This is a genomic window from Pseudomonas sp. 91RF, from assembly GCF_003576265.1.
GTDB lineage: Bacteria > Pseudomonadota > Gammaproteobacteria > Pseudomonadales > Pseudomonadaceae > Aquipseudomonas > Aquipseudomonas kribbensis.
Genome location: NZ_QWFC01000043.1, coordinates 62,853 through 74,964, shown reverse-complemented (window position 1 = coordinate 74,964; position 12,112 = coordinate 62,853). Strand labels below are relative to the sequence as shown.

Here is a 12,112-nt window from a genome sequence, read left to right as displayed (position 1 = left end):
AAGGGATTATGGAATACTTTGTGCTTTCTCAAAAAGAAGAGTCCGGTTGCCCGGTCGGATTCTTGCAGGCGGATCTTTACGATAAATTCTATTCAGATACCAAGGGCGTCGAGCATGGTTTTTTTCCGTGGTATGCGGAGAAAATTCATTACAAAACTCACACGCCTTATCCAGAAGGCATGGTGCTTATTTCCAAAGACAAGTTCTATGACTTTGATATACGTAGCATTGCCCGTTTTTATATAGTCAGTGACGAATTTATGTCTGTTTGCAGCGAGTTGGATGTTGCTGTTACTGATTCGGTGCCAATCAAGGTGGTTTCCAAAGCTGGAGAAAGTATTTCATCCAGAAACTACAATGCTGTTCTTTTTGAGGAACTGGATGCGCGCTCGCAGACTGACCCGGCATCGACTTTTATAGAGGAGGATGGATTGATTTTCAGATTCAAAAAGCTTGTATTGCCAGCAGGCTTTAATCGGAATCTGTTCAAGTTCAAGGGGCTGATTTCAGGTAGTAATACGCTTATCTGTTCCAGTGAGTTCAAGAAGCTCGCGGAGGGGATCAAAGGGGTGAACTTCACTCCTCTGAAGGATGTGATCTGGTCGGGCGTGAGACCTATTTGACTGCGAGCACAGAGTTTATGAATTTTTATGTGCTTTCACAGAAAGAGGAGCAAGGCTGTCCTGCCGGGATTTTACGTGCTGATCTTTTCGACAGATATTATTCCTGCACAAGAGATGTTGAATTTGGTTTTTTTCCCTGGTACGCGGAAAGGGGGAAGCCCGGGCCGCGTACACCCTTTCCGGAGGGCATGGTTTTAATTTCCAAAGATGAAAGCTATGAATTCGATATTCGCAGCGTTTCGAAATTTTTTTATGTGGTGAGTGACGAATTTTTAGCAGCCTGCAATAGCTTCAACGTGAATGTGGTTGATAGCGTCAGGATTGACGTGCTTTCGGAGAGCGGAAAACGCACTTCCTCAAAACAATACAATGCTGTGTTGTTCGATGAGTTGGATGTACGGACAAACTGCGATCCAACCTCTACGTTTGTAGAGGAAAAGGGCAGGCCAATCAGGTTCAAAAAATTAATTCTCGGTAATGATTGGAAACTCGATCTTTTCAAGTACAGAAGACAGGTATCAGGAAGTGATAGCTTGATCTGCTCTGAGGCGTTCAGGGATGCGGCAATCGATTTCAAGGGTATTGATTTCACCCCTTTGGAAACGGTTGTCTGGTCAGGGATTAGACGAATTTGAAAGATGTAAAACCGGATTTTCGCCTGGTCGATAAAACCAGTTCTGTTCATATTCAGGTATTTGCAGGTAATAGCTCTGATGGCCCGGTGTACGAGGAACTCCCGGCTCGTCATGTAGGCGCGACAGCCTATGAACTGCTGTCCTCACCCGGGCTGGCGCTGAATATGGCTCGCGGAGACGTCATCTCGATTGAAAACAAAAACACCCATTCGGTGGTGCTTGAACGAGGTGGTAACTTTTGCATTCACATCTATACCGATTCCATTTCTGCTGCGGATATCGCTGAGCTGGAAAGCGATGTCCGGCGTGAACTGGGTGGAACGCTGGACGGAGTGCTTGAGGGCAATCTTTCGTTGGCCGTTCCTGCGAGCAACGGGATGAACAAGATCAACGAGGTTTTCGACCGGTTTCGCGATAGAACCGGGATTCAATGGTATTACGCCAACATCTATCAGAACCTGGATGACGATGATGACGAGACGCTGTTGAACTGGTGGCTCGAAGGCTGACGACCCTGCGCCACGGGCGCAAAATTCATCATCGATACCCAAGGGTACGAAGATGTGTGGATGGCTGAGTAACCTGGTCAAAGGAATGACAACATGAAAGACGCAATCCGCCTCGGCGACCCCACCACCCACGGTGGCAAGGTGCTCGAAGCCTTCTCCCGGACCGATCTCAACGGCAAGCCGATTGCCGGGGTCGGCCACATGGTCAGTTGCCCATTGTGCAAAGGGGTTTTCCCGATTGCCGAGGGCAGCAGCACCTACACCGTCGATGGCGTGCCCATCGCGCTCGACGGCATGAAAACCGCCTGCGGTGCAGCGTTGATCGCCAGTGGACCCAAAGGGGCCGTGGTCAGTTGAATCCATATCTGTGCATTGATTGCCGTCTCCCATGACGCGGACTTTTCGGCTCGTCATTTCAACAAAACCCGCTTCACCCGAACAAGAGCTCAAAACTCTCCACCATTTAAAGGAATAAATATGAAGACCGCTTCTTTGATTCTCGCCATGGCAGCCGCGTTTGGCACCCACTCACTCGCCCACGCCGAAGGGCAAGACGCCGCCACCCTGAAAGGGATTTACGACAATGGTCGCAACATGTCAGGCCTGATCAAAAGCTGTGTCGACAAGGGATTCCTGAAAGCGGACAGCACCGAGAACGCCAACAAGATGGCCGCATTTGTCGGCAACATGCCAGGTGATTTCGACAAGCGCGACGGCGACAAGAACGAACAATCTGGCCGTAAAGGCGAAGTGTTCACGGATGGGGAATACAAGAACCTGGAAACCAATCTGCCGCCGAACCTCACGCTCAAACAATGGTGCGAGCAAGCGGATCAGGGCATGCGCGAAGGGTTGAAGCGCGTCGGTCTGTAGCCGTCAGCCGATTCAGGACTGACTGCAACGGCAAGTCGATTGCTGCGGTCGGTCTTCAGGTCAGTTGAGCCCGTGATAGACAGGCCTAAGCTAATGCAAAAAAGGTATTTGTTCGGTGTTTTTAATATCGTTTAGTTTTGATTCACAGACGAATCAAAAGCATCAAACCGACAGACCCCCGATTGCCATGACGGCACACGCTGAATCGATCACAGGCTCTTCAGGTTTGATTCACACGGGAGTGAATCATGCCGCATACCTTGGACATCACCGCATTACCGACCCTTGATCTGTCGCAGCTCGACGGTACGCCGCAGCAGCGCCAGACCTTTCTCGATGACTTGCGTCACGCTGCTCGCGATGTCGGGTTCTTCTACCTGACCGGCCATGGCATCGACGCCAGCCTGCTCAAGCAAGTTCAAGACCACGCCCGGCAATTCTTCGCCTTGCCCGACAGCGAGAAAACCGCCGTCGGCATGATCAATTCGCCGCATTTTCGCGGTTACAACCGCGCCGCTTCCGAGATCACTCGCGGCCAGCCGGATCAACGTGAACAGTTCGACCTGGGTGCCGAGCGTGAGGTCTTGCCGCTGACGGCCGACAGTCCGCTGTGGGAGCGTCTGCAGGGGCCAAACCAATGGCCCGAGGCGTTGCCGCAACTCAAACCGTTGCTGCTCGATTGGCAGCAAGCAATGACCCGCATGTCGCTGCGTCTGCTGCGTGCTTTCGCTCAGGCACTCGCGCTGCCGGAGAACGCCTTCGACCGGTTATACGGCGACAAACCCAACGAACATATCAAGCTGATGCGCTATCCGGGACAGTCCTCGACGGCGAGCAATCAGGGCGTCGGCGCGCACAAGGATTCGGGTTTCCTCAGTTTCCTGCTGCAAGACCGGCACGCCGGTCTGCAAGTGGAGATCGAAGAGGGGCGCTGGATCGACGCGTTGCCACGGGACAACACCCTGGTGGTGAATATCGGTGAGCTGCTGGAGCTGGCCACCAACGGTTATCTGCGCGCCACGGTGCATCGCGTGGTGTCGCCGCCGGCGGGCAGTGAACGGTTGTCCATCGCGTTTTTCCTTGGCGCACAACTCGACGCGGTGGTGCCGCTGTACCCGCTGCCGGCGGTGTTGCTGCGCGAAGCGCGGGGGCCGGCGAGCGATCCGCTCAATCCGCTGTTTCGTGACGTCGGCTGGAACTACCTCAAGGGCCGGCTGCGTTCGCACCCGGATGTGGCGCGTCGCTTCTACGCCGACGCCTTGCTGCCCGAACCAGCGGCTCGCAAGACCGCAAACGCCTGATCCATCACTCGCTAAAGGATGCTCCTCATGTTGAAAACAGCAGGCTTGACCCTGGCCGTCCTCGGCGCGCTGGTGACTTCGTTTGGCGCTCAGGCACTGGAGCCGTTGCGGGTTGCGGCAGACCCCGTGCCCCACGCGCAGATCCTCGCGTACATCCAGAAGATCGATCCGCAACTGAACCTCAAGGTGATCGAAATTCCCCAGGGCGTGAACTCCAACGAACTGCTGGTGCACGGCGATGTGGACGCCAACTACTTCCAGCATCTGCCGTACCTGCAATCCCAGGAAAAGGCCCTCGGCGAAAAACTCGCGGTGGCTGCCACGGTGCACATCGAACCGCTGGGCATCTATTCCCATCGCCACAAAACCTTCGCCCAGGTGCCGGACAAGGGCACGGTCGCGGTGCCGAACAACGTCACCAACCTGAGCCGCGCTCTGTACCTGCTGCAGGACAACGGCCTGATCAAACTCAAACCCGGTTTCAATGACCCGGCGGCCGATCAGGCAACACCCAAGGACATAGCCGAAAACCCGAAACACCTGAAGATCCTCGAAATCGAATCACCGCAACTGCCTCGCGCACTGGACGACGTGGATCTGGCGGTGATCAACGGCAATTACGCGCTGGAAGCCGGGCTGGTGCCGGCCAGGGATGCGCTGGGGCTGGAGAAGGCCGAGCACAATCCTTACGCCAATATTCTGGTGACCACGCCAAAACTGGAGAACGATCCGCGCATCCAGCAACTGGCCAGGGACCTGACTTCGCCGCAAGTGGCCAAGTACATCGCCGAGAGCTTCAAGGGCTCGGTGATCCCGGTGGCGGATGCCAAGCCATGATCGTCGTCGAGCGGTTGAGCAAGACCTATCCGTCAGCATCGACCCCGGCGCTGGACCAGGTGTCGCTGAGCATTCCCGATGGCGCGATCTACGGGATTCTCGGGCGCAGCGGTGCGGGAAAATCGACACTGCTGCGCTGCCTCAATCTGCTCGAACGTCCGGACGCCGGGCGGATTCTGCTGGATGGCGAAGACCTCACCGCGCTGTCCGATCAGGAACTGCGTCGTCAGCGTCAGCGCATCGGCATGATCTTCCAGGGTTTCAACCTGCTGCATTCCCGCAACGTGTTCGACAACGTCGCAGTGCCGCTGGAAATTGCCAAAGTCGCCAATCCACAGCGCCATGAGCGGGTTCGGGAACTGCTGGATCTGGTGGGCCTGAGCGACAAGGCTGAAGCCTTTCCTTCACAACTTTCGGGTGGACAAAAGCAGCGGGTCGGGATCGCCCGGGCCCTGGCGGCGCGGCCGGCGTATCTGTTGTCGGATGAAGCCACCAGCGCTCTCGACCCGGAAACCACGGCTTCGATTCTGGAGTTGTTGCGCGACATCAATCGTCAGCTCGGACTGACCATCGTGCTGATCACCCACGAGCTGGACGTGGTCAAGTCGATCTGCGATCACGCCGCATCCATGGCAAATGGAAGGCTGGTGGAGGCGGGGCCGGTCGCCAGACTGCTCGCCGACCCACAGTCCTCACTCGGCGCGTCACTGCGGCCCAGTTGCGGTTTGCCGCTGGGGCACGACGCACCGGGCCTGAGTTTTCTACGGCAATACGGCGTACGGGCGGCCCACTCATGAACCGCGTGATCGACTGGAATGAAATCCTGCAACTGGTGCTCAACGCCACGGGCGAAACCCTGTACATGGTGCTGCTCGCCGGGCTGTTCACACTGTTGATCGGCCTGCCGCTGGGGGTGTTGCTGTTTATCAGTCGGCGTCAGGGTTTGTACCCGTTGCCCCGAATCAATCAGGCACTGGGCGCGGTGATCAACATCGGGCGTTCGCTGCCGTTTGTGGTGATGCTGATTGCCCTGATCCCGCTGACTCGCCTGGTGGTTGGCACCACGTTGGGCAGCACCGCCGCCGTGGTACCGATCACCATCGGTGCCTTTCCGTTTTTTGCACGGATCGTCGAGAACGCCCTGGACGAAGTGGAAAAGGGCCGCATCGAAGCGATCCTCGCCATGGGCGGCGACATCCGTCATGTGATTTTCAAAGTGCTGTTGCCCGAAGCACTGCCGGCCCTGCTGGCGGGCGTCACCCTGACGCTGGTGATGCTGATCGGTTTTTCCTCCATGGCCGGGGTCATCGGTGGCGGCGGACTGGGCGATCTGGCCATCCGTTACGGCTATCAGCGGTTTAACAATGAAGTGATGGTCGCCACCGTGGTGGTGTTGGTCATCCTCGTCCAGGGTGTGCAGAGCCTGGGCGACCGGCTGGTGCGGTCGCTGGCTCATCGACGTTGACGGTTGGCTGGGGCGTTATTTATTCAGAGGCGTGACAAGCGCCGTCTCGTCGGTGTCGAGAACGAAAACCGCCAGCAGGCGCGCAGGTTCGGTGTCGCTGGCGTTGGCGCTCACCAGATGCACGGAGCCCGGCTCCTCGACGAAGTTTTCGCCGACGTGGTAGATCTTTTCCGGCTCGCCTTTGACCTTGATGCGGAACGAACCTTCCAGCACCGTGGCGTAGATGAAGGCGGTCTTCGGATGGGTATGGGACGGCGACGCGGCCCCGGGCCCGTATTCGACGACCACCCCTCGCATGCTTTTGCCGGGGATGTTGGGGATCGGTCGATCAAACACCACCGAGACCTTGCCGGCGGGGGGCTCGGCGGCCGACGCTGCGCTGATCGACAGCGTTGCGAATACGGCAGTCAGAAAAAATCGAATAACCATGATGTGTCTCCTTGGCAGACAGGGAAGGGAATGGCGCGAACGGCTATCGCGCTGTCGACCGAGCGATCCAGTCTTCAAAGCGGATGGCACCCAGGCGCGATTGCTTGCCGGTGACCAGCGACTGATCATCGAGCAGCGTCCCGTAGTAGCGTGCGTGCACGTCCGGTACGACCTTGCGGTTGTCCTGGCTCGCCTGCAGAAAACGTCGGACCAGTTCGTCCAGCGGCAGCGCCTCGGGCCCGCCGACATCGACCGAACCGTTGAGCGGAGCAGCCAGAACGACGTCGAGCAACGCGGCTACCACGTCGTCAGAGGCAATCGGTTGAATCAGCGCTGGCGGCACACGAAGTTCATCGGCGACGGCAAAGGATTCAGCGATACCAGCGACAAACTCGAAAAACTGCGTAGCCCGCAGGATCGAGTAAGGGCGGCCGGACGCCTTGATCAGGTTTTCCTGGGCTACCTTGGCGCGCATGTAGCCGGCCTCGGGCAATCGTTCACAACCGACAATCGACAGCGCGACGTGATGGCGCACCCCGGCAGCCGTTTCGGCCGCCAGCAGGTTTCGGCTCGAGGTCTCGAAGAAGTCGAGGACGGCCTGGTCTTCCCAGGACGGCGCGTTCGCGACGTCGACCACCACATCGGTGCCGTCCATCGCGGCCGCCAGTCCTTCGCGGGTGATGCTGTTGACGCCCGTGCTCGGGCTGGCGGCGAGCACGTCATGGCCGCGCTCGCGCAGAAGGGTCACCAGTTTCGAGCCGATGAGGCCGGAGCCTCCGATAACGACGATCTTCATGGGTCTCTCTCCTCGATGACGCCAACCATTGGCGCCCGTGGAATGAAGAGTGCCGCTGCGAGGGAGGGAAGTCCTTGTGGCGGTCTTGGGTTTGCCTTGTCGAACCCTTGCATTTCTGTCCAGCCAGTGCGCCGCGATGGACACAGTGGCGTGTTCAAGGCAGGCGTATTATCGTTCTCGACCTCTCACCCTCTGCCGCCCGGAACACGGAGTCGAAGGCGCCTCGCCAAAGGACGTTCGCTGTGCCATTCATGTTTGAAGACTACGTACTCGACCCGGAGCGCCGCGAGCTGACCTTGCGCGGAGAGGTCGTGGCTGTTGGCCCGCAGGTCTTCGATCTGTTACTGCTGTTCGTCAGCAACCCCGACCGAGTGCTGAGCAAGGACGAATTGCTCGACACGGTATGGAGCGGTCGTGTCGTTTCCGAGTCGACGATCACCAGTCACATCAATGCCGTGCGCAAGGCCATCGGTGATACCGGTGAAGAGCAGCGTCTGCTGCGTACGGTCGCCCGCAAGGGCTATCGTTTCATTGGCCGGGTCGGTGCCGACCTGACCGGATCTGTGCCGGACACCGTCGAGGGCTTAACTGCAACTCCCCGCGCGCTGGCGTTGCCGGACAAACCCTCGATCACCGTTCTGCCATTCCAGAATCTGAGCGGCGATCCCGAACAGGATTACTTTGCCGACGGCGTCGTGGAGGACATCATCGCTGCGCTCTCGCGTTTGCGCTGGCTGTTCGTCATTGCGCGCAATTCGAGTTTCACGTTCAAGGGGCGAGAGGTGGATGCTCAAGGGGTCGGGCACGAACTGGGCGTGCGCTATGTGCTGGAAGGCAGTGTGCGCAAATGCGCAAATCGGGTGCGCATCACCGGGCAACTGATTGATGCCACGAGCGGGGCACACATCTGGGCCGAGCGTTTCGAAGGCACGCTCGACGATATCTTCAAGCTGCAGGACCGGATCACCGAAAGCGTCGTCGGCGCCATCGCACCTCAACTGGAGCGCGCGGAGATCGAACGGGCCAAACGCAAACCGACGGAGAGCCTGGACGCCTACGATTACTACCTGCGGGCCATGGCAAAACTGCACAGCGGCACTCAGGAGGCCATCGAACAGGCGCTGCCGATGTTCCACAAGACCCTCGAACTCGACCCGGAATTCGCTTCGGCCTATGGCATGGCCGCCTGGTGCCACTTCTGGCGCAAGCTCAATGGCTGGATGGTGGATCGGCCGGCCGAGATCGCCGAGGGGATTCGACTGGCGCGTCTGGCGGTCACGCTGGGGCGCGACGATGCCGTGGCGCTGACACGTGGTGGACATGCCCTTGCGCACCTGGCGGGTGATGTCGACGGTGGCATTGCCTTGCTTGACCGCGCACGCCTGCTCAATCCCAATCTCGCGCCTGCGTGGTTTCTGGGCGGGATTCTGCGTGTCCTTCGCGGGGAAACCGCGTCTGCCATCAAGGACTTGAATCATGCCGTTCGCTTGAGTCCACTGGATCCGGAGATGTTCAGGATGCATGTCGGCATGGCCCTCGCGCATTACTTCGCCGGGGACTTCGACAGCGCCGCAGATTTCGCCGAAAAAGCCTTGGGCAACCTGCCCACGCTGTTGGTCGCAGCGGCGCTGCTGGCGGCCAGTCATGCCTTGGGTGGTCGGCAGGACAAAGCCCGTCGGGCGATGGAGCACTTGCAGACGCTGAACCCTGCATTGCGCCTTGGCCACCTCAAGGACTGGCTGCCGATTCAGCGTCCTGAAGACTTCGCCCGCTTGATTGAGGGGCTTCGGCTGGCGGGGCTGCCTGGGTGAACGCTTGAACAGAGACGCGCCGGGCACGGCTGCAGTGAACCTAAGCTAATGCAAAAACGGTATTTGTTTGTTGTTTTTAAGATCGTTTAGCTTTTACTGACTAACCCATCAGATCTGCAAACGATAGAACCCTCGATTGCCATGACGGCGCGCGCTGAATCGATCAAAGGCTCTGCAAACATTTCTTGATGACGGGCTCCATGAACTGGCCTGTCGCCGATAAGGATGTGTATGAGTGCGCCTGTCGCTGTGGCCTGCGAGCCGCTGATTCGTGTGCGTAAACTGAGCAAGACCTTCGGCTCGAACCGTGCGCTGGATCGGGTCAGCCTGGAGATTTTTCCCGCTGAAGTGGTGGCGCTGCTCGGTGCCAACGGCGCGGGTAAATCGACGCTGGTGAAGATCCTCGCCGGTAGCCAGTCGGCCGACAGTGGCGAGATTCAGGTGGACGGTCAGCCTCGGCAATTCAACTCGCCGCTGTCAGCGCGGCGGGTCGGCATCGTTGCGGTTCATCAGCAAATCAACGAGGGCATCGCGCCCGGATTGAGCGTGGCGGAAAACCTGCTGCTCGATGAGCTGTGCCGTCCGGACGGCGACTTCTGGCTCAACCGCAAACGCCTGCTGGAACGTGCCGCGAGCATTGCCGCCGGCCTCGGGTTGGAGTTGCCGCTGGAGCAACCAATCGAACACCTCGGCCAGGCTGAGCGGCAACTGGTGGTGCTGGCCCGTGCCTTCGCTCTGCAACCTCGATTGCTGATTCTCGATGAGCCCACGGCGGCGCTCTCGGATGCCGAAGCGCAACGTCTGTTCAGTCTGATCGACACTTTGCGCAGCCGGGGCGTGGCGATCATTTATATCTCCCATCGCCTGTCGGATCTGCAACGGGTGGCGGATCGAGCCATCGTCCTGCGTGACGGGCAACTGGCCGGTGAATTCAACGCACGGCAATTGCCTCAAGCGCTGGAAGCCATGCTCGGCCAGGCGCTGGAGGCGCATGTCTACACGCCGAGAACCGCAGGGCGCGAAGTGCTGAAGCTGTGCGGAGTGAAACTGCTGCCACGCACGCAAGCATTTGACCTGACCCTGCAGGAAGGCGAAGTGGTGGTGCTGACCGGACTGCTCGGCGCTGGCAAAAGCGAGATCGCCGAGGTGCTGTTCGGTCTGCGCCAACCCTTGTCCGGGTCTTTGCAACTGGACGGCGCCGACTGGCAGCCGGGCTCGCCGCGTCAGGCGATCCAGAGCGGCGTGTTCTTCGCCGCCGAAGACCGGGCCAGTCAATCACTGGTGCCGGATTTCTCCCTGCGCCGAACCCTGACCTTGCCGTTTCTCGAACGCTTCACCCGTGGCGGTTTCATCCGCAACCGAGCCGAAGCGGCAGCGGTGGAGGCGCAGGTCGCGGCGCTGGGGATCAAGACTGCCGGCATCGATGTGCCGATGAGTGCGCTGTCCGGCGGCAATCAGCAGAAAGTTGTGCTCGGTCGCTGGCTGCTTGGCGAGGGCAGGGTGCTGATCCTCGACGAGCCGTTTCAGGGCGTAGACGTACGTGCCCGACGCGAGATCGGTCAACTGCTGCGTGACAGTGCTGAAGGCCGCGCCACGCTGGTGATCTGTGCGGATGTCGACGAAGCCCTGGAGATCGCTGACCGGATTCTGCTGATACGCGATCACGCGGTGGTCGCCGAGTACCCCCGTGCCGGTCTGGATCGCGCCGTTCTGGTCGCTGCGCTGGCCGGCACCGATCCGCAAAGTTCTTTTGTTCAAGCCGCGCCAAGGAGTAGAGCGAGTGCCTGATTCGAGTTCCCTGTTGTCATCCGCCCCGGCGACGTCCGAGCGCTTCGTGCAGGCGCTGATCCGTTACGGCCTGCTGTGGGTACTGGCGTTGATCGTGGTGTTTTTCAGTGTGGCGGAGCCTGCGTTTCTGCGGGTCGGCAACCTGTTCAGCATCTTGCAGTCGGTGTCGATTGTCGCGTTGTTGGCGTTGGGCGTGACCCTGACCATGGCCGTTGGCGGGCTGGACTTGTCCATCGGCGCGGTGGCCGCCATGAGCCTGATGATCGCCAGTTACGTGATGGTGGTGCTCGGTTGGGGCACGCTGCCGGCGGTGTTGATCAGTCTGGCGGGCGGCGCGCTGGTCGGGCTGCTCAACGGCTGGCTGATCGTGAAGATGCGCGTGCCGGACATTCTCGCGACGCTGGGCAGCATGTTCGTGGTGATCGGCGTGCAGTTGATTCCCACGGGCGGGCGCTCGATTGCGGTGGGCATGACCCTGCCCAATGGCGATGAAACAGAAGGCTCGTTCAGTGCGCTGTTTCTTGCGCTTGGACGTGGACGGCTGTGGGACGTCGTGCCGATCCCGGTGCTGATCACGGCGGTTGTCGCGCTGGCGGTGTGGCTGTTTCTCGAACGCACGCGCATCGGCCGGTTGTTCTATGCGATTGGCGGTAACGAGCAGGCGGCGCGTCTGGCCGGTGCGCCGGTGCAGCGCTTCAAACTGCTCGCTTACGTGCTGTCGGCGCTACTGGCCTCGCTCGGCGGAGTGTTGTTGGCGGCGCGGTTGGGGCGCGGCGATGTCAGCTCCGGCAACGGTCTGGTGCTGGATGCACTCGGCGCTGCGCTGATCGGTTTTGCCGTGCTCGGGGCGAAGAAGCCCAACGCGTTCGGCACGCTGGTCGGTGCGCTGCTGGTGGCCTCGTTGCTCAACGGCCTGACCATGCTCAACGCGCCTTACTACGCACAGGATTTCGTCAAGGGACTGGTGCTGGTGCTGGCCCTGATGTTCACCTTCGGCCTCGCGCATCGGGCGCGCTGAGCCGGTTCATTGATGCTTCAAGGAAAG

At 59.4% G+C, this 12,112-nt stretch carries 14 protein-coding genes; 12 read left to right on the top strand and 2 right to left on the bottom strand.

The window, feature by feature from the left end; all coding sequences use genetic code 11:
- The first annotated feature begins 8 nt into the window (after nucleotides 1–8).
- The 9 genes from DXT77_RS22000 (at nucleotide 9) to DXT77_RS21960 (ending at nucleotide 6,243) form a co-directional block, all read left to right on the top strand.
- A complete protein-coding gene (locus tag DXT77_RS22000; protein WP_119429147.1) occupies nucleotides 9–623 on the top strand; it encodes an Imm43 family immunity protein in 615 nt (204 codons plus the stop codon).
- Between the two features lie 17 nt (nucleotides 624–640).
- Nucleotides 641–1,258, top strand: coding sequence for an Imm43 family immunity protein (locus DXT77_RS21995; RefSeq protein ID WP_147407021.1), 618 nt, complete (start codon nucleotides 641–643; stop codon nucleotides 1,256–1,258).
- Between the two features lie 23 nt (nucleotides 1,259–1,281).
- Nucleotides 1,282–1,767 (top strand): DUF4265 domain-containing protein, encoded by a 486-nt coding sequence (locus DXT77_RS21990; RefSeq protein WP_119429242.1) that lies wholly within the window; start codon nucleotides 1,282–1,284, stop codon nucleotides 1,765–1,767.
- A 93-nt stretch (nucleotides 1,768–1,860) separates the two neighbouring features.
- Entirely contained in the window at nucleotides 1,861–2,124 is a 264-nt protein-coding gene (locus DXT77_RS21985; protein WP_119429145.1) for a PAAR domain-containing protein, read from the top strand.
- Between the two features lie 120 nt (nucleotides 2,125–2,244).
- Nucleotides 2,245–2,640 (top strand): hypothetical protein, encoded by a 396-nt coding sequence (locus DXT77_RS21980; protein WP_119429144.1) that lies wholly within the window; start codon nucleotides 2,245–2,247, stop codon nucleotides 2,638–2,640.
- A gap of 248 nt (nucleotides 2,641–2,888) precedes the next feature.
- Nucleotides 2,889–3,941: an isopenicillin N synthase family oxygenase gene (locus DXT77_RS21975; protein ID WP_119429143.1), complete on the top strand. Its 1,053-nt coding sequence runs from the start codon at nucleotides 2,889–2,891 to the stop codon at nucleotides 3,939–3,941.
- 27 nt (nucleotides 3,942–3,968) lie between these two features.
- On the top strand, nucleotides 3,969–4,778 hold the full coding sequence (locus DXT77_RS21970; protein ID WP_119429142.1) for a MetQ/NlpA family ABC transporter substrate-binding protein: 810 nt from the start codon (nucleotides 3,969–3,971) through the stop codon (nucleotides 4,776–4,778).
- Nucleotides 4,775–5,575, top strand: a complete 801-nt coding sequence (locus DXT77_RS21965; RefSeq protein WP_119429141.1) for a methionine ABC transporter ATP-binding protein — start codon at nucleotides 4,775–4,777, stop codon at nucleotides 5,573–5,575. The genes DXT77_RS21970 and DXT77_RS21965 overlap by 4 nt, the downstream gene beginning before the upstream one ends.
- Nucleotides 5,572–6,243: a methionine ABC transporter permease gene (locus tag DXT77_RS21960; RefSeq protein WP_119429140.1), complete on the top strand. Its 672-nt coding sequence runs from the start codon at nucleotides 5,572–5,574 to the stop codon at nucleotides 6,241–6,243. The genes DXT77_RS21965 and DXT77_RS21960 overlap by 4 nt, the downstream gene beginning before the upstream one ends.
- 15 nt (nucleotides 6,244–6,258) lie before the next feature.
- Here the strand turns inward: DXT77_RS21960 and DXT77_RS21955 are convergent, their stop codons facing one another.
- A complete protein-coding gene (locus tag DXT77_RS21955; protein ID WP_119429139.1) occupies nucleotides 6,259–6,672 on the bottom strand; it encodes a cupin domain-containing protein in 414 nt (137 codons plus the stop codon).
- Between the two features lie 43 nt (nucleotides 6,673–6,715).
- The gene (locus DXT77_RS21950; protein ID WP_119429138.1) at nucleotides 6,716–7,468 is read right to left on the bottom strand and encodes an SDR family oxidoreductase; all 753 of its coding nucleotides are present in this window, start codon (nucleotides 7,466–7,468) and stop codon (nucleotides 6,716–6,718) included.
- Between the two features lie 242 nt (nucleotides 7,469–7,710).
- Here DXT77_RS21950 and DXT77_RS21945 point away from each other — a divergent pair, with 242 nt between their 5' ends.
- The 3 genes from DXT77_RS21945 to DXT77_RS21935 all read left to right on the top strand — a co-directional run bounded on the left by DXT77_RS21945 (nucleotide 7,711) and on the right by DXT77_RS21935 (nucleotide 12,085).
- Nucleotides 7,711–9,279: a winged helix-turn-helix domain-containing protein gene (locus DXT77_RS21945; protein WP_119429137.1), complete on the top strand. Its 1,569-nt coding sequence runs from the start codon at nucleotides 7,711–7,713 to the stop codon at nucleotides 9,277–9,279.
- Nucleotides 9,280–9,510: 231 nt separating this feature from the next.
- Nucleotides 9,511–11,067 (top strand): sugar ABC transporter ATP-binding protein, encoded by a 1,557-nt coding sequence (locus tag DXT77_RS21940; RefSeq protein WP_119429136.1) that lies wholly within the window; start codon nucleotides 9,511–9,513, stop codon nucleotides 11,065–11,067.
- Nucleotides 11,060–12,085: an ABC transporter permease gene (locus DXT77_RS21935; protein WP_119429135.1), complete on the top strand. Its 1,026-nt coding sequence runs from the start codon at nucleotides 11,060–11,062 to the stop codon at nucleotides 12,083–12,085. Before DXT77_RS21940 ends, DXT77_RS21935 begins: the two co-directional genes overlap by 8 nt.
- The last annotated feature ends 27 nt before the right edge of the window (nucleotides 12,086–12,112 follow it).